This window comes from Leclercia barmai (genome assembly GCF_049312895.1).
In the GTDB taxonomy this organism is placed as follows: domain Bacteria; phylum Pseudomonadota; class Gammaproteobacteria; order Enterobacterales; family Enterobacteriaceae; genus Enterobacter; species Enterobacter barmai.
This window is the reverse complement of the sequence record NZ_JBMNWZ010000002.1, coordinates 675,955-692,739: the sequence shown is the minus strand read 5'-3', so window position 1 is coordinate 692,739 and position 16,785 is coordinate 675,955. Positions and strand designations below refer to the sequence as shown.

At 54.3% G+C, this 16,785-nt stretch carries 14 protein-coding genes; 10 read left to right on the top strand and 4 right to left on the bottom strand.

Going from position 1 to position 16,785, the window contains the following annotated elements; genetic code table 11:
- Positions 1 to 10 precede the first annotated feature (10 nt).
- Complete coding sequence (pta, locus tag ACOYA6_RS11575; RefSeq protein WP_039030965.1) at positions 11 to 2,149, bottom strand: phosphate acetyltransferase; 2,139 nt, start codon at positions 2,147 to 2,149, stop codon at positions 11 to 13.
- Positions 2,150 to 2,225: 76 nt separating this feature from the next.
- Positions 2,226 to 3,428, bottom strand: coding sequence for an acetate kinase (gene ackA / locus ACOYA6_RS11570; protein WP_039030966.1), 1,203 nt, complete (start codon positions 3,426 to 3,428; stop codon positions 2,226 to 2,228).
- Between the two features lie 336 nt (positions 3,429 to 3,764).
- Between ackA and yfbV the strand changes: the two genes are divergently transcribed.
- The 4 genes from yfbV to ACOYA6_RS11550 all read left to right on the top strand — a co-directional run bounded on the left by yfbV (position 3,765) and on the right by ACOYA6_RS11550 (position 7,387).
- Positions 3,765 to 4,220 carry a terminus macrodomain insulation protein YfbV gene (gene yfbV / locus ACOYA6_RS11565; protein ID WP_039030967.1) on the top strand — a complete coding sequence of 152 codons (456 nt, stop codon included), beginning with the start codon at positions 3,765 to 3,767 and terminating at the stop codon, positions 4,218 to 4,220.
- A gap of 91 nt (positions 4,221 to 4,311) precedes the next feature.
- Positions 4,312 to 4,806: a YfbU family protein gene (locus ACOYA6_RS11560; protein WP_106996032.1), complete on the top strand. Its 495-nt coding sequence runs from the start codon at positions 4,312 to 4,314 to the stop codon at positions 4,804 to 4,806.
- A gap of 11 nt (positions 4,807 to 4,817) precedes the next feature.
- Entirely contained in the window at positions 4,818 to 5,477 is a 660-nt protein-coding gene (locus ACOYA6_RS11555) for a sugar phosphatase (RefSeq protein WP_422654735.1), read from the top strand.
- Positions 5,478 to 5,554: 77 nt separating this feature from the next.
- Positions 5,555 to 7,387: an SLC13 family permease gene (locus tag ACOYA6_RS11550; protein WP_138369857.1), complete on the top strand. Its 1,833-nt coding sequence runs from the start codon at positions 5,555 to 5,557 to the stop codon at positions 7,385 to 7,387.
- Between the two features lie 81 nt (positions 7,388 to 7,468).
- Here the strand turns inward: ACOYA6_RS11550 and yfbR are convergent, their stop codons facing one another.
- Complete coding sequence (gene yfbR / locus ACOYA6_RS11545) at positions 7,469 to 8,068, bottom strand: 5'-deoxynucleotidase (RefSeq protein WP_422654734.1); 600 nt, start codon at positions 8,066 to 8,068, stop codon at positions 7,469 to 7,471.
- Between the two features lie 94 nt (positions 8,069 to 8,162).
- Entirely contained in the window at positions 8,163 to 9,377 is a 1,215-nt protein-coding gene (alaA, locus tag ACOYA6_RS11540) for an alanine transaminase AlaA (RefSeq protein WP_138369858.1), read from the bottom strand.
- Positions 9,378 to 10,324: 947 nt separating this feature from the next.
- Here alaA and lrhA point away from each other — a divergent pair.
- The 6 genes from lrhA to nuoF all read left to right on the top strand — a co-directional run bounded on the left by lrhA (position 10,325) and on the right by nuoF (position 16,753).
- Positions 10,325 to 11,263 (top strand): transcriptional regulator LrhA, encoded by a 939-nt coding sequence (lrhA, locus tag ACOYA6_RS11535; RefSeq protein ID WP_039030973.1) that lies wholly within the window; start codon positions 10,325 to 10,327, stop codon positions 11,261 to 11,263.
- Between the two features lie 630 nt (positions 11,264 to 11,893).
- On the top strand, positions 11,894 to 12,334 hold the full coding sequence (nuoA, locus tag ACOYA6_RS11530) for an NADH-quinone oxidoreductase subunit NuoA (protein ID WP_032612789.1): 441 nt from the start codon (positions 11,894 to 11,896) through the stop codon (positions 12,332 to 12,334).
- Between the two features lie 15 nt (positions 12,335 to 12,349).
- Positions 12,350 to 13,024, top strand: coding sequence for an NADH-quinone oxidoreductase subunit NuoB (gene nuoB, locus ACOYA6_RS11525; RefSeq protein ID WP_003861482.1), 675 nt, complete (start codon positions 12,350 to 12,352; stop codon positions 13,022 to 13,024).
- An 89-nt stretch (positions 13,025 to 13,113) separates the two neighbouring features.
- Positions 13,114 to 14,916: an NADH-quinone oxidoreductase subunit C/D gene (gene nuoC, locus ACOYA6_RS11520; RefSeq protein ID WP_138369859.1), complete on the top strand. Its 1,803-nt coding sequence runs from the start codon at positions 13,114 to 13,116 to the stop codon at positions 14,914 to 14,916.
- A 2-nt stretch (positions 14,917 to 14,918) separates the two neighbouring features.
- Positions 14,919 to 15,419: an NADH-quinone oxidoreductase subunit NuoE gene (gene nuoE / locus ACOYA6_RS11515; protein ID WP_119937089.1), complete on the top strand. Its 501-nt coding sequence runs from the start codon at positions 14,919 to 14,921 to the stop codon at positions 15,417 to 15,419.
- Positions 15,416 to 16,753, top strand: coding sequence for an NADH-quinone oxidoreductase subunit NuoF (gene nuoF, locus ACOYA6_RS11510; protein WP_039030975.1), 1,338 nt, complete (start codon positions 15,416 to 15,418; stop codon positions 16,751 to 16,753). The genes nuoE and nuoF overlap by 4 nt, the downstream gene beginning before the upstream one ends.
- Positions 16,754 to 16,785 lie beyond the last annotated feature (32 nt).

The window sequence follows — 16,785 nt, the reverse complement described above, 5'->3', positions numbered from 1 at the left end:
TTGGGGCAACTTACTGCTGTGAAGACTGGATCGCGGTCAGAGCGATGGTGTAGACGATATCGTCTACCAGCGCGCCACGGGACAGGTCGTTCACCGGCTTGCGCATACCCTGCAGCATCGGCCCGATGGAGATCAGGTCGGCTGAACGCTGTACCGCTTTGTAGGTGGTATTACCGGTGTTCAGATCCGGGAAGATGAACACGGTAGCACGGCCCGCAACCGGCGAGTTCGGCGCTTTAGATTTGGCAACGTCAGCCATCACTGCGGCGTCGTACTGCAGCGGGCCATCGATAACCAGATCCGGGCGTTTTTCCTGTGCCAGACGGGTTGCTTCACGCACTTTCTCAACGTCGCTACCTGCACCGGAGTTACCGGTAGAGTAGGAGAGCATCGCAACGCGCGGTTCGATACCGAACGCAATCGCGGAGTCAGCGGACTGGATCGCGATCTCTGCCAGCTGTTCAGCGGTTGGATCCGGGTTGATCGCACAGTCACCGTAAACGTAAACCTGTTCCGGCAGCAGCATGAAGAACACGGAAGAGACCAGAGAACTGCCTGGCGCGGTTTTGATCAGCTGCAGCGGCGGACGGATGGTGTTCGCGGTGGTGTGAACGGCACCGGAAACCAGACCGTCAACTTCGTCCTGCTCCAGCATCAGGGTACCGAGAACCACGTTGTCTTCCAGCTGTTCGCGGGCAACGGCTTCGGTCATGCCCTTGCTCTTACGCAGCTCGACCAGACGGGCAACATAGCTTTCGCGCACCACTTCAGGATCCACGATTTCGATACCAGAACCCAGCTCAACGCCCTGAGAGGCCGCTACGCGGGTGATCTCATCCGGGTTACCCAGCAGCACGCAGGTCGCGATACCGCGCTCGGCACAGATGGCTGCGGCTTTAACGGTACGCGGTTCGTCGCCTTCTGGCAGAACAACGCGTTTGCCCGCTTTACGCGCCAGCTCGGTCAGTTGGTAACGGAAGGCTGGTGGAGAGAGACGACGGCTGCGCTCGGAGGTGGCGGTCAGGGACTCAATCCACTCAGGATTGATGCAACCGGCCACGTATTCCTGCACTTTCTCGATACGCTGATGGTCATCAGCCGGAACTTCCAGGTTGAAGCTCTGCAGGCTCAGGGAGGTCTGCCAGGTGTTGGTGTTCACCATGAAGACCGGCAGGCCGGTGGCGAACGCGCGTTCGCACAGCTTGCTGACGCGTGGGTCCATTTCATAGGCACCGGTCAGCAGGATCGCACCGATCTCCACGCCGTTCATCGCGGCCAGACAGGCAGCGACCAGCACGTCAGGACGGTCTGCGGAGGTCACCAGCAGGGAACCTGCACGGAAGTGCTCCAGCATGTGCGGAATGCTACGCGCACAGAAGGTCACGGACTTCACGCGACGGGTGTTGATATCGCCTTCGTTCACGATGGTGGCGTTCAGGTGACGCGCCATATCGATTGCACGGGTGGCGATCAGATCAAAGCTCCACTGCACCGCGCCCAGCACCGGCAGCGGGCTGAATTCCTGCAGCTTAGCCGGATCGATTTTCACGATTTTCGCTTTAGACGAGTCGTCGAAGATTTCGGACAGGTCAGGGCGGGTACGGCCTTGCTCATCAACCGGGGCGTTCAGTTTGTTAACGATAACGCCGGTGATGTTGCTGTTTTTCGCGCCGCCGAAGCTGCTGCGGGTCAGCTCAATACGCTCTTTCAGCTGTTCAGGGGTATCGGTACCCTGGGACATCACAAACACGATTTCCGCGTTCAACGTTTTGGCGATTTCAAAGTTCAGGGACTGAGCAAACTGATGCTTGCGCGTCGGAACCAGGCCTTCTACCAGCACCACTTCCGCATCCTGGGCGTTAGCGTGGTAGTTAGCGATGATCTCTTCCATCAGCACGTCTTTCTGGTTGCTGGAGAGCAGAGACTCAACGTGGCTCATCTTCAGCGGTTCAGCGGCTGGCAGGTTAGAGTTTGCACGCACGATAGTGGTGGTCTGGTCTGGCGCATCGCCACCAGCACGGGGTTGAGCGATTGGCTTAAACACGCTCAGACGAACGCCTTTGCGTTCCATCGCACGGATCACACCGAGGCTGACGCTGGTCAGGCCTACGCTGGTTCCGGTCGGGATCAGCATAATAGTACGGGACACGATTTATCCTCTTTCGTTACCGCCGAAAACAGGCGGGCTTCAAAACAGCACCGCCAGCATTGCTGGCGGTGGGGAATCAGGCGGTCAGACGGCTCGCGTCTTGCGCGATGACCAGTTCTTCATTGGTTGGGATAACCATTGCAAGACGGGTGCCTTCTTTGTTGATGAAGCCAGACTTACCGAAGCGCGCGGCCAGGTTACGTTCATGGTCAACATCAAAGCCCAGCACGCCCAGTTTGCCCAGGGACAGCTCGCGCACCATTGCAGCGTTCTCACCGATACCGCCAGTGAAGACCACGCCATCCAGACGACCGTCCATCAGCGCAGTGTAAGAGCCGATGTACTTCGCCAGACGGTGGCAGTAAACGTCCATTGCACGTTTAGCGTCTTCTTTCTCTGCGTAGTTGTCTTCAACGTAACGGCAGTCGCTGGTAACTTCGGTCAGGCCCAGCAGGCCGGACTCTTTGGTCAGCATCTTGTTGATATCTTCCACGCTCATACCCAGGGTATCGTGCAGGTGGAAGATGATCGCCGGGTCGATATCACCGGAGCGAGTACCCATTACCAGGCCTTCCAGCGGGGTCAGACCCATAGAAGTATCTACACATTTGCCGTTACGGATAGCAGAAACGGAACCGCCGTTACCCAGGTGGCAAGTGATGATGTTCACTTCTTCCACCGGCTTGTTCAGCATTTTTGCCGCTTCCTGGGTTACATAGAAGTGGCTGGTGCCGTGCGCGCCGTAGCGGCGAACGCCGTGCTCTTTGTACAGTTTGTACGGCAGAGCGTAGAGGTAAGACTCTTCCGGCATGGTCTGATGGAACGCAGTATCAAATACGGCCACGTTCTTGTCTTTCAGGTGCGGGAAGGATTTCAGGGCTTCAGCGATACCGATCAGGTGAGCAGGGTTATGCAGCGGTGCAAAAGAGGCAGAGTCTTTAATGCCCTGGATAACGCTGTCATCGATGATCACAGATTTGGTGTATTTCTCGCCACCATGAACGATACGGTGACCGATTGCGGTCAGCTGAGCGGACAGTTCCGGTTTTTGTGCCAGGATAGTGTTAACGATAAAGTTCAGCGCTTCGCTGTGAGCGGCGCCTGCACCTAAAGCCGCTTCCTGTTTGCTGCCGTCCATTTTCCACTTCAGACGTGCTTCAGGAAGATGGAAACATTCGGCCAGACCAGAAAGGTACTCTTCACCGTTGAGCGCATCGATGATGGCGAATTTCAGGGAAGAACTACCGCAGTTCAGAACCAGTACTAACTTACTCGACATGGAAGTACCTATTATTGATACGTGGCTAAAAAAACGTCAGTGAGTCAAGGATCGTAGCGCAAGATATCGCTGACATTTATGATTAACATCATGCCGGAAGGACATTCTGGCATGACGAAAAGAATACATATGATTTTATGCCATTTTGCGCATTTTTCCGGCAATGGCATAATGTGCGATAATTTGACGAGTATACGTTCATCGTCTAAGGCCTTTGCAGGCCGGCACAGGATACCCGATACTGGGTAGCGCTGACAAAAGTTTTTGAACGTTGTCATGACCAGTTGTGGTTTTGCACGAATTTTTTAATCTTTATATGTGAAGTTGAGGTAAGCCATGTCGACACCCGAGAATCCTTCCGTGAGCTTTTTCAGCCTGTTTCGCCGGGGACAGCACTATTCAAAGACGTGGCCTATGGAAAAGCGCCTGGCGCCCGTGTTTGTTGAGAACCGCGTGATTCGCATGACGCGTTACGCAATCCGTTTTATGCCACCCATCGCTGTCTTCACCTTATGCTGGCAGATTGCATTGGGTGGCCAACTCGGCCCGGCCGTCGCCACCGCTCTGTTTGCCCTGAGCCTGCCGATGCAGGGACTGTGGTGGCTGGGCAAACGCTCGGTGACACCTTTGCCGCCGTCGGTGCTCTCCTGGTTCTATGAAGTACGCAGCAAATTGCAGGATGCTGGCCAGGCGCTCGCGCCAGTAGAGGGGAAACCCGATTATCAGGCGCTGGCGGATACCCTGAAGCGTGCATTTAAGCAACTTGATAAAACATTCCTTGATGACTTGTGATTGATCATCGAAACGATGATCAAAAGAAGGCACAGTAACACCCCGTTACCGTGTCTTTTTTAAAGCTGCCATGCGCAACAGGAGTCGAAAGATGGAAATGACCCACGCTCAACGTCTGATTTTGTCTAATCAGTACAAAATGATGACTATGCTTGATCCCGACAACGCAGAGCGCTATCGCCGCTTGCAGACTATCGTCGAACGTGGCTTTGGTTTACAGATGCGCGAGCTGGATCGCGAGTTTGGCGAACTGAAAGAGGAGACCTGCCGCACCGTCATCGACATCATGGAGATGTACCACGCCCTGCATGTCTCCTGGACGAACCTGAAAGATGCCCAGACCATCGACGAACGTCGTGTCACCTTCCTGGGGTTTGATGCGGCCACTGAATCTCGCTACCTGAGCTATGTCCGCTTTATGGTCAACGTCGAAGGCCGTTATACCCATTTCGATGCCGGCACGCATGGCTTTAATGCCCAGACCCCAATGTGGGAGAAATATCAACGCATGCTCAGCGTATGGCACGCCTGCCCGCGTCAGTACCATCTGAGCAGCAATGAGATCCAACAAATTATTAATGCCTGACGGAGGTAGATGTGCAGTGTAAAGGTTTTCTGTTTGATCTGGACGGTACGCTGGTTGATTCGCTACCGGTTGTAGAACGCTCCTGGTGCCGTTGGGCCGACAGACATGGCATCGACCATCAGGACGTACTGAATTTCATCCATGGCAAACAGGCCATAACCTCTTTACGGCACTTCCTCCAGGGAAAAAGTGAAGCGGAAATTCAGGCGGAGTTCACCTGGCTTGAGCAGGTCGAAGCCAATGATACCGACGGCATCACGGCGCTGCCGGGGGCGCTGGAACTGCTCAGACACCTGAATGAAGCGGCGATCCCCTGGGCTATCGTCACCTCCGGTTCGGTTCCTGTGGCCCATGCGCGCCATAAAGCAGCAGGTCTGCCGCTGCCGGAAGTGTTTATTACCGCAGAGCGGGTCAAGCGGGGCAAGCCGGAGCCCGATGCCTTTTTACTGGGCGCGGAGCTGCTGGGACTGCCGCCTGAAGAGTGCGTAGTGGTAGAAGATGCCGCTGCCGGCGTGCTGGCGGGCCTCAATGCCGGCAGCCACGTCATTGCCGTCAACGTCCCTGCCGGTTCGCCGCGTCTGGACGAGGCTGACTTTGTGCTCACCACGCTGGAGGCTCTCGCCGTCAGCCGCACCCCTGACGGGAATGTAACAGTCTCGCGGAAAATGTAATCACATGATTTAGCCCCACATTGTTGGGGCTTTTTTATGGCACTATCTGCATCACTCTTTTCTGACAAGGATCTGTTGTGAACGGTGAACTTATCTGGGTGTTAAGCCTGCTCCTTATCGCGATTATTCTTTTTGCGACCGGCAAAGTGCGCATGGATGCCGTGGCTCTGCTGGTGATTGTCGCCTTTGTGCTGAGCGGCACCTTAACGCTTCCGGAAGCCTTTTCAGGCTTTAGCGATCCCAACGTTATTTTGATTGCGGCCCTCTTTATTATTGGTGACGGCCTGGTGCGTACCGGCGTGGCGACCAGCATGGGAACCTGGCTTGTCAGCGTGGCGGGCAACAGCGAAACCAAAATGCTGGTGTTCCTGATGCTCACGGTCGCCGGACTCGGAGCCTTTATGAGCTCCACCGGGGTGGTAGCTATCTTTATTCCGGTGGTGCTGAGCGTCTCCATGCGCATGCAGATCTCACCCTCGCGCCTGATGATGCCGCTCAGCTTTGCCGGGCTTATCAGCGGCATGATGACGCTGGTGGCGACGCCGCCGAACCTGGTGGTCAACAGTGAACTGCTGCGTGAAGGTCTGGAAGGTTTCAGCTTCTTCAGCGTGACGCCGCTGGGGCTGGTGATTCTGGTGATGGGCATTATCTACATGCTGCTGACCCGCTTTGCCCTGAAAAGCGACAAGCAGGACAAAGCCCGCGACGGCTGGAAGCGCCGCACGTTTCGCGATCTGATTAAAGAGTACCGCCTCACCGGGCGGGCGCGCCGTCTGGCGATCCGCCCCGGTTCACCGCTGATTGGGCAACGTCTGGATGATTTGAAACTCCGCGAACGCTACGGCGCCAACGTTATCGGCGTGGAGCGCTGGCGCCGTTTTCGCCGGGTTATCGTCAACGTTAACGGCGTATCGGAATTCCGCGCCCGGGACGTGCTGCTGATTGATATGTCATCCGCCGAGGTCGATCTGCGCGATTTCTGTAGCGAACAGCTGCTGGAGCCGATGATCCTGCGCGGGGAGTACTTCTCCGATCAGGCGCTGGATGTGGGCATGGCCGAAGTATCCTTGATCCCCGAGTCGGAGCTGCTCGGCAAAACCATTCGCGAAATAGGATTCCGTACCCGCTACGGTTTGAACGTCGTGGGGTTAAAGCGCGACGGCGAAGCGATGAACGGCTCGGTGGTGGATGAGCCTCTGCAGCTGGGAGATATTTTCCTGGTGGTAGGTAACTGGAAGCTGATCACCCAGTTGGGTCAGAGAGGCCGGGACTTTGTGGTGCTCAACCTGCCTGTGGAAGTCAGCGATGCGTCTCCCGCCCACAGTCAGGCACCGCACGCCATTTTTTGTCTGGTGCTGATGGTGGCTCTGATGCTGACCGACGAAATCCCTAATCCGGTGGCGGCGATTATCGCCTGTTTGCTGATGGGAAAATTCCGCTGCATTGATGCTGAAAGCGCTTACAAAGCGATCCACTGGCCGAGCATTATTTTGATTGTCGGGATGATGCCCTTCGCGCTGGCCCTGCAAAAAACCGGCGGTGTCGATCTGGTGGTGAAAGGGCTGATGGAGGTGGGCGGCGGCTACGGCCCTTATATGATGCTGATGTGCCTGTTCATCATGTGCGCCACTATCGGGCTGTTTATCTCCAATACCGCGACGGCGGTGCTGATGGCGCCTATCGCCCTGGCGATGGCGAAATCGATGGGAGTATCGCCATATCCTTTCGCCATGATGGTGGCGATGGCCGCTTCCGCTGCGTTTATGACCCCGGTCTCGTCACCGGTTAACACCCTGGTGCTGGGACCTGGCAAATATACCTTCAGCGACTTCGTGAAGCTCGGCGTGCCGTTTACCATTCTGGTTATGCTGGTGTGCGTGGTGATGATCCCGGTGTTGTTCCCGTTTTGAGACTGAAGCCGGGTGGCGGCTCCGCCTTACCCGGCCTGCACAATCGTAGGCCCGCGCAAGCGAAGCGCCGCCGGGCGTAATCTACAGCGGGGAATCCTGGCTGATCTCATCCAGCGACAGCTGGAAGCTCGGGACAAACACCTCCATGAAGTAGTCCATCTCTTCACTGCGTCGCGTCTCGAGCGTCTTTTCAAGCCGGGTTTTCGCCAGCAAAAATTCGTGGTTACCGGCTGAAAGCTCCTCAAGACATTTCAGGTAGGCGCACAGCGCATCGGCCTGCTTAACGATCCGATGTTCTTCTTCGCTGTAGCTCTGCTCGTCTATCAAGGGCTCAAAGATATCCCGAAGCTCTTCCGGCACCATGTCGACCAGTTTTTGCTGGGCAATTTTTTCAATCGCCTTGTACTCCTGGGCGATCTGCGAATTGAAGTATTTCACCGGGGTGGGCAGATCCCCTGTCAGCACTTCAGAAGCATCGTGGTACATCGCCAGCAGCGCAATCCGTTCGGCATTCACCTGACCGTTGAACTTGCGGTTTTTGATGGCGGCCAGCGCGTGGGCGACCATGGCGACCTGCAGGCTGTGTTCGGAAACATTCTCGGTGCGCACGTTGCGCATCAGCGGCCAGCGGTTGATCAGTTTCAGGCGGGAAAGATGGGCGAAGAAATGACTCTGACTCATAAGTTACCTTAATTCTGCACAGCGACAGGTTTCATTGTGAGGGGAGGGGAGGAGAGATGCAAATCGGGCTGCCTGTGGCAGCCCGATGATGGTTTTACTGATGGTATCCGGAGAGGAAGCGCCCGAACCGGCTGATGGCCATTTCCAGCTCATCCTCGCGCGGTAGCGTCACGATACGCACATGGTCCGGCCACGGCCAGTTAAACGCCGTTCCCTGAACCAGCAACACTTTTTCCTGCAGCAGGAAATCGAGCACCATCTTCTGATCGTCAAAGATGTTAAAGCGTTTGATGTCGATTTTCGGGAACATATAGAGCGCGCCGTTTGGCTTGACGCAGGAGACGCCCGGAATATCGTTAATCAGCTCCCACGCGCGCTGGCGCTGCTCATAAAGACGCCCGCCAGGTACGATAAATTCGCTGATGCTCTGATAACCGCCCAACGCCGTCTGGATCGCGTGCTGCGCCGGGACGTTGGCGCAAAGACGCATGGAGGCCAGCATCTCCAGACCTTCGATATAGCCTTTAGCGTGTTTCTTCGGCCCGTTCAGCACCATCCAGCCCTGACGGAAACCGGCAACACGATAGGTTTTAGACAGACCGTTAAAGGTGACCGTCAGCAGATCCGGCGCCAGCGCGGCGATGGAGTGGTGCTGCGAAGCGTCGTAGAGAATTTTGTCATAGATCTCGTCTGCGAAGATGATCAGGTTATGCTGGCGGGCCAGCTCGACGATCTCCAGCAGCAGCTCTTTAGAGTAGACGGCGCCGGTCGGGTTGTTCGGGTTGATAATGACGATCCCGCGGGTACGCGGCGTGATTTTGGCGCGAATATCATCCAGATCGGGGAACCAGTCGGAGGATTCATCGCACAGGTAGTGTACCGCTTTACCGCTTGAGAGCGACACAGCCGCGGTCCACAGCGGGTAGTCAGGGGCGGGCACCAGCATTTCGTCGCCGCTGTTCAGCAGGGCCTGCATCGCCTGGACGATCAGCTCGGAAACACCGTTACCGATATAGATATCTTCGACGGTCACATCACGCATGCCACGCGCCTGATAATGCTGCATGATGGCTTTACGCGCTGAATAGAGACCTTTTGAGTCGCAATAACCTTGCGCCGTCGGCAGGTTGCGGATCACATCAACCAGAATTTCATCCGGTGCATCAAAACCAAATGGCGCCGGGTTACCGATATTGAGCTTAAGTACTTTATTACCTTCTTCTTCGAGACGCTTTGCCTCTTTAAGAACCGGGCCACGAATGTCATAACAAACGTTATCTAACTTGCTGGATTTTTCGATGGGTGACATGAATCTTTGACCTTTTACTGTTATTGCGACGTCCTGCCGTGGAAGTCAGCACGAAACAATGTACTCCTCGATTGCCCGATTTTGAAGCATTGGCAGAAGAAGATTTTGAACATTGGTGGCTGTCGACTATGAAATTTTTATCTATTTTTTTAAGCGCAATTCATTTTATCGGGTGAATTTCGGCTTTTGTATGGTTTTTTGTATTGCCTGAGGCGTTCTAAAGTGGATTTTTCGCTGTGAAAAAGCCGCGTGTAGAGCGACTTACGCTGGCAGTGCTACAGTTTCCTCTGGTGATGTTTCGAAAAAGCTGAATGAAACATCCTGGTATTCGCTTTCCTGCCTTTTTATATTAACGTTGCTCATGTGAAATTAATGTTAAGTATTATTAATCATTAAGTCCTGTTTCAATTATTATTTATTTCTGAATAAAGACGAAATCGCAACTTTCGTTAATATTAATAAAATTAGTTTAGTTAGTTATCATTAAGGTTAAATCACAAGAACTGCAATAAGGCTTATAAATAAAAAGGTTTTAGGGTAAGATGTAACCCGGGTTGAGTGATGCCAGATAACAGGCCACCGCAGGCCTTGATGCCTGGACCTTTAATAGTTTATTGTAATTGTTAGAATTATCTCTGCCTTGAGAAGTTAAGCGACACCATTGCTGCTTAACCTGTACTGCGATAAAGTTGACGTTGGAAATGCATCTTCTTTAATGGAATTTACATCATCCGGCAAACATCAATATATCTCGAACGCTTTTGAGAATAAAAATAACGTCAGATAAGTTGTTTCTGACCACTGATATACCCAGCTCAATTACATTTTGCAGGCACACTGCCGGACCGGGACGTCAGAGGATTTTGTTCAGAGGGAACTGTATTACTTTTACGCACACAGCTTAAACCCGGGGCAGCTCCGCACGAGCAACCTGTAAGTGAAAAGATATGATTAATGCAAATCGTCCGATAATGAACCTCGACCTCGATCTGCTGAGAACCTTTGTGGCGGTCGCCGATCTGAACACCTTTGCTGCGGCGGCGGCGGCAGTTTGCCGTACCCAGTCTGCAGTCAGTCAACAAATGCAAAGACTGGAACAACTGGTCGGCAAAGAGCTCTTTGCCCGCCATGGGCGCAACAAGCTGTTGACTGAGCATGGTATTCAGCTGCTGGGTTACGCCAGAAAAATTCTGCGTTTTAATGATGAAGCATGTTCATCATTAATGTTTAGCAACCTGCAGGGTGTCTTAACATTAGGCGCCTCCGATGAGTCAGCCGATACCATTCTGCCGTTTCTGCTCAACCGCATCAGTTCGGTTTATCCGAAACTTGCTCTTGATGTCAGGGTTAAACGCAACGCTTTTATGGTTGATATGCTGCAGGAGCAGGAGGTCGATCTGGTGGTGACGACCCATCGTACCAGCCAGTTTGAGTGTCTGACGCTGCGCACCTCTCCGACCCACTGGTATTGTGCCGCCGAGTTTACGCTGCAGCGCGGCGAACCGGTGCCGCTGGTGCTGCTGGACGATCCCAGCCCGTTCCGCGACGTTGTGCTGTCCACGCTCAATGCCGCCAATGTTCCATGGCGACTGGCTTACGTAGCCTCAACGCTGCCTGCCATCCGCGCCGCGGTCAAAGCAGGTCTTGGCGTGACGGCACGTCCTGTTGAGATGATGAGCCCTGATTTACGCGTGTTAGGTAAAGCCGACGGATTGCCTGCGCTGCCGGATACCGAGTACATGCTATGCCACAACCCGGCCAGCAACAATGAACTCGCACAGACCATCTTCAACGCCATGGATAATTACCACAACCCCTGGCAGTACAATAATGTTACCCCAGAAGGAGGGGATGACTCCCTGGTGATCGAGCGCGATTTCGAGTAAACGAAACCCTCATATTCTGGTAACAATTCGTTGATACTTAAAAGAGCCACTGGCGCGACCCCATCGCACAGTGGTTCTTTTTTTGCATGCGACTGCGTTAGTTTGCCTTAAGTTTTTACTATTCTTCTTTTTTATCAATCTGATAGTAATTAAGCCTTCCTCCGAAAACCCGCTATACTTCTTCTTTCTAATGTCAATGGGCATGTTAAAAAAGCAGCAAAGATGTTGCCGTTTTTTTGATTGAATTAACAAAAGCGTGTCACAGATCAAGAAAATACTCCTCTTTGGGGGGAGGAATCGACGGCAAATCCTGTCAAAATAGGCGGGTAATCTTTGTATTAGTTTATTACGGACACGATTCAACACCCTGACGCAGGAACGCGCCTCACAGTTTTTGAGGGTAAAGGGCATTAAATGTTAATGAAGTTCGATCGATGTAATTTAATGTGAAGAAACTTTTGTTAAAGTTGACAAAAGGTTATAGAAAGGAGTAAAAAACCACATCATTTTGCTGTCTATGTCTCATTTTCGACAGTTAGTGTACGGTTATTTGTTCCTCCCCATGAATCGATGTGATGCCCATCTGCCAGTAAGAGCAGTGTCTCAGGTATCACTTTTGATGAGTAAGCAATGAGTATGTCAACATCCACAGAAGTCATCGCTCATCACTGGGCATTCGCAATCTTTCTTATCGTTGCCATTGGCCTGTGCTGCCTGATGTTAGTCGGCGGCTGGTTCCTGGGCGGTCGCGCCCGCGCAAGGCACAAAAACACGCCATTCGAATCGGGTATCGATTCGGTAGGTACCGCGCGTTTACGCCTGTCTGCCAAGTTCTATCTGGTAGCTATGTTCTTCGTCATTTTCGACGTGGAAGCGCTTTACCTGTTCGCATGGTCGACCTCCATTCGTGAGAGTGGCTGGGTAGGCTTTGTCGAGGCCGCAATTTTCATTTTAGTGTTACTGGCCGGTCTGGTTTATCTGGTGCGTATTGGCGCGCTGGACTGGACACCTGCGCGTTCACGCCGTGAACGTATCAACCCGGAAAACAGTATCTCTAATCGTCAGCAGTAACAGCGAGGCAATAAGATGGATTATACGCTCACCCGCATAGATCCTAACGGTGAGAATGACCGTTACCCCCTGCAAAAGCAGGAGATCGTAACCGACCCCCTGGAGCAAGAAGTCAATAAAAGCGTGTACATGGGCAAGCTCGAGCATGCCATGCACGATATGGTCAACTGGGGTCGTAAGAACTCCATCTGGCCATACAACTTTGGCCTTTCTTGCTGCTACGTTGAAATGGTGACGTCATTCACTGCGGTGCATGACGTTGCGCGTTTTGGTGCAGAAGTACTGCGTGCCTCTCCGCGTCAGGCTGACCTGATGGTGGTTGCGGGTACCTGCTTTACCAAAATGGCACCGGTCATTCAGCGTCTGTACGACCAGATGCTCGAGCCAAAATGGGTTATCTCCATGGGCGCTTGTGCAAACTCTGGCGGCATGTACGACATCTATTCCGTCGTACAAGGTGTAGATAAGTTTATCCCTGTTGACGTTTACATCCCGGGCTGCCCACCGCGTCCAGAAGCCTACATGCAGGCGCTGATGCTGTTGCAGGAGTCGATTGGCAAAGAACGCCGTCCGCTCTCCTGGGTTGTGGGTGACCAGGGCGTGTACCGCGCTAACATGCAGTCTGAGCGCGAGCGTAAACGCGGCGAACGTATTGCAGTGACCAATCTGCGTACACCAGACGAAATTTAATTTGCGCCTGTGGGCATGGAGATAACCTTCGCATATCACTATTCAAATAGCGCGAAGCCACGCCCGACAGTCACCACGGACCTTTTGCAATGGTGAACACTATGACCGACTTAACCGCGCAAGACGCCGCCTGGCAAACACGGGATCATCTTGATGACCCGGTCATCGGCGAACTGCGCAACCGTTTTGGGCCGGATGCCTTTACTGTTCAGGCCACCCGCACCGGGGTACCCGTTGTTTGGGTGAAGCGTGAGCAGTTACTGGAAGTGGTTGATTTCCTAAAGAAACTACCTAAACCTTACGTCATGCTGTTTGACTTACACGGCATGGACGAACGTCTGCGTACCCACCGCCACGGTTTACCCGCGGCGGATTTTTCCGTTTTCTACCACCTGATCTCAATAGACCGCAACACGGATATCATGCTCAAGGTGGCATTGTCTGAAAACGACATGCATCTGCCGACGATCACCAAACTGTTCCCGAACGCTAACTGGTACGAGCGTGAAACCTGGGAAATGTTCGGCATGACCTTCGATGGCCACCCGCACCTGACGCGCATCATGATGCCGCAGACCTGGACCGGCCACCCGCTGCGTAAAGACTATCCGGCGCGCGCCACCGAATTCGACCCGTTTGAGCTGACCAAAGCCAAGCAGGATCTGGAGATGGAAGCGCTGACCTTCAAACCGGAAGACTGGGGCATGAAGCGCAGCACCGACAACGAGGACTTCATGTTCCTCAACCTCGGTCCAAACCACCCGTCTGCCCACGGTGCGTTCCGTATTATTCTCCAGCTTGATGGCGAAGAGATCGTCGACTGTGTGCCGGATGTGGGCTACCACCACCGTGGTGCAGAGAAGATGGGCGAACGTCAGTCCTGGCACAGCTACATCCCGTACACCGACCGTATCGAATACCTCGGTGGCTGCGTGAACGAGATGCCATACGTGCTGGCAGTGGAAAAACTGGCCGGCATCAAGGTGCCAGAACGCGTTGACGTCATCCGCGTCATGCTGTCGGAACTGTTCCGTATCAACAGCCACCTGCTGTACATCTCCACCTTCATTCAGGACGTCGGCGCGATGACCCCGGTCTTCTTCGCCTTTACCGACCGTCAGAAAATCTACGATCTGGTGGAAGCGATCACCGGCTTCCGTATGCACCCGGCCTGGTTCCGTATCGGCGGTGTCGCACACGACCTGCCGCGCGGCTGGGATCGTCTGCTGCGTGAGTTCCTCGACTGGATGCCGAAACGTCTGGCGTCTTACGAAAAAGCCGCACTGCGTAACACCATCCTGATTGGTCGTTCGAAAGGCGTTGCCGCTTATGGCGCGAAAGAGGCGCTGGAGTGGGGCACCACCGGTGCTGGCCTGCGTGCGACCGGTATTGATTTCGACGTGCGTAAAGCCCGTCCTTACTCTGGCTACGAAAACTTCGACTTCGAAATCCCGGTCGGCGGCGGTGTATCCGACTGCTATACCCGCGTGATGCTGAAAGTGGAAGAGCTGCGTCAGAGCCTGCGCATTCTTGAGCAGTGCCTCAACAACATGCCGGAAGGCCCGTTCAAGGCGGATCACCCGCTGACCACGCCGCCACCGAAAGAGCGCACGCTGCAGCATATCGAAACCTTGATCACGCACTTCCTGCAGGTTTCCTGGGGTCCGGTCATGCCGGCGAACGAATCCTTCCAGATGATCGAAGCGACCAAGGGTATCAACAGTTATTACCTGACCAGTGACGGCAGCACCATGAGCTACCGCACCCGTATTCGTACGCCGAGCTTTGCGCACCTGCAGCAGATCCCGGCCGCCATCCGCGGCAGTCTGGTCTCCGACCTGATTGTGTATCTGGGTAGTATCGATTTTGTTATGTCAGATGTGGACCGCTAATTATGCACGAGAATCAACAACCACAAACCGAGGCTTTTGAGCTGAGTGAAGCAGAGCGTGCCGCCATTGAGCACGAGATGCACCACTACGAAGACCCGCGTGCGGCGTCCATTGAAGCGCTGAAAATCGTACAGAAACAGCGTGGTTGGGTGCCGGATGGCGCGATCTATGAGATCGCAAAAGTGCTGGGTATCCCGGCGAGCGACGTCGAAGGCGTGGCAACGTTCTATAGCCAGATCTTCCGCCAGCCGGTTGGTCGCCACGTGATCCGCTACTGCGACAGCGTGGTATGCCATATCACCGGTTATCAGGGCATTCAGGCCGCTATTGAGCAGAAGCTTAATATCAAGCCGGGCCAGACGACCTTTGATGGTCGCTTTACCCTGCTGCCAACCTGCTGCCTGGGCAACTGCGACAAGGGGCCGACCATGATGATTGATGAGGACACTCACAGCCATCTGACGCCGGAAGCCATTCCCGATCTGCTGGAGCAGTACAAATGAAAACTGTAATTCGTACTGCTGAAACTCATCCGCTGACCTGGCGTCTGCGCGATGACAAACAGCCTGTATGGCTTGACGAATACCAGAGCAAAAACGGCTATGAAGGTGCGCGCAAAGCCCTCGGCGGCATGGCTCCGGATGAGATCGTTAATGCGGTTAAAGACGCTGGCCTGAAAGGGCGCGGCGGCGCGGGCTTTTCCACCGGTCTGAAGTGGAGCCTGATGCCAAAAGACGAATCCATGAACATCCGTTACCTGCTGTGTAACGCCGATGAGATGGAGCCGGGCACCTATAAAGACCGTCTGCTGATGGAACAGCTGCCGCACCTACTGGTGGAAGGCATGCTGATCTCGGCCTTCGCGCTGAAAGCCTACCGTGGCTACATCTTCCTGCGTGGCGAGTACATCGAGGCGGCAGAAAACCTGCGTCGCGCGATTGCCGAAGCCACCGAAGCGGGCCTGCTGGGTAAAAACATTCTGGGCACCGGTTTCGACTTCGAACTGTTCGTGCACACCGGTGCCGGGCGTTATATCTGCGGGGAAGAGACCGCGCTGATTAACTCCCTGGAAGGCCGCCGTGCGAACCCACGTTCCAAGCCACCGTTCCCGGCGAGCTCCGGCGTATGGGGTAAACCGACCTGCGTTAACAACGTCGAAACCCTGTGTAACGTTCCGGCTATCCTCGCTAACGGCGTGGAGTGGTATCAGGGCATCTCTTCAAGCAAAGATGCCGGTACCAAGCTGATGGGCTTCTCCGGTCGCGTGAAAAACCCGGGCGTCTGGGAGCTGCCGTTTGGCACCACCGCACGTGAAATTCTTGAAGACTACGCCGGCGGCATGCGTGATGGCCTCAAATTCAAAGCCTGGCAGCCAGGCGGGGCAGGGACCGACTTCCTGACCGAAGCGCACCTCGATCTGCCGATGGAGTTCGAAAGCATTGGTAAAGCAGGCAGCCGTCTGGGTACGGCGCTGGCGATGGCCGTCGACCACGAGATCGGCATGGTACCGCTGGTGCGTAACCTGGAAGAGTTCTTCGCCCGCGAGTCCTGCGGCTGGTGTACACCGTGCCGTGATGGTCTGCCGTGGAGCGTGAAGATCCTGCGCGCAATCGAGCGTGGCGAAGGCCAGCCTGGTGATATCGAGACACTTGAGCAACTGTGTCGATTCCTGGGTCCAGGTAAAACCTTCTGTGCGCATGCGCCAGGTGCGGTTGAGCCACTGCAGAGCGCGATTAAATATTTCCGCGAAGAATTCGAAGCAGGCATCAAGCAGCCGTTCAGCAATACCCATTCAATCAATGGTATTCAGCCGAACCTGCTGAAAGCGCGCTGGTAAAAACAGAATTTTGATTAACGCTCGAAGCTAAT

Excerpts from the sequence above, each read along its gene's own strand:
- nuoC (WP_138369859.1), top strand. The coding sequence starts at position 13,114 with ATGGTGAACACTATGACCGACTTAACCGCGCAAGACGCCGCCTGGCAA.
- yfbV (WP_039030967.1), top strand. The coding sequence starts at position 3,765 with ATGTCGACACCCGAGAATCCTTCCGTGAGCTTTTTCAGCCTGTTTCGC.
- nuoE (WP_119937089.1), top strand. The coding sequence starts at position 14,919 with ATGCACGAGAATCAACAACCACAAACCGAGGCTTTTGAGCTGAGTGAA.
- nuoB (WP_003861482.1), top strand. The coding sequence starts at position 12,350 with ATGGATTATACGCTCACCCGCATAGATCCTAACGGTGAGAATGACCGT.
- alaA (WP_138369858.1), bottom strand. The coding sequence starts at position 9,377 with ATGTCACCCATCGAAAAATCCAGCAAGTTAGATAACGTTTGTTATGAC.
- ackA (WP_039030966.1), bottom strand. The coding sequence starts at position 3,428 with ATGTCGAGTAAGTTAGTACTGGTTCTGAACTGCGGTAGTTCTTCCCTG.
- yfbR (WP_422654734.1), bottom strand. The coding sequence starts at position 8,068 with ATGAGTCAGAGTCATTTCTTCGCCCATCTTTCCCGCCTGAAACTGATC.
- nuoA (WP_032612789.1), top strand. The coding sequence starts at position 11,894 with ATGAGTATGTCAACATCCACAGAAGTCATCGCTCATCACTGGGCATTC.
- nuoF (WP_039030975.1), top strand. The coding sequence starts at position 15,416 with ATGAAAACTGTAATTCGTACTGCTGAAACTCATCCGCTGACCTGGCGT.
- ACOYA6_RS11560 (WP_106996032.1), top strand. The coding sequence starts at position 4,312 with ATGGAAATGACCCACGCTCAACGTCTGATTTTGTCTAATCAGTACAAA.
- lrhA (WP_039030973.1), top strand. The coding sequence starts at position 10,325 with ATGATTAATGCAAATCGTCCGATAATGAACCTCGACCTCGATCTGCTG.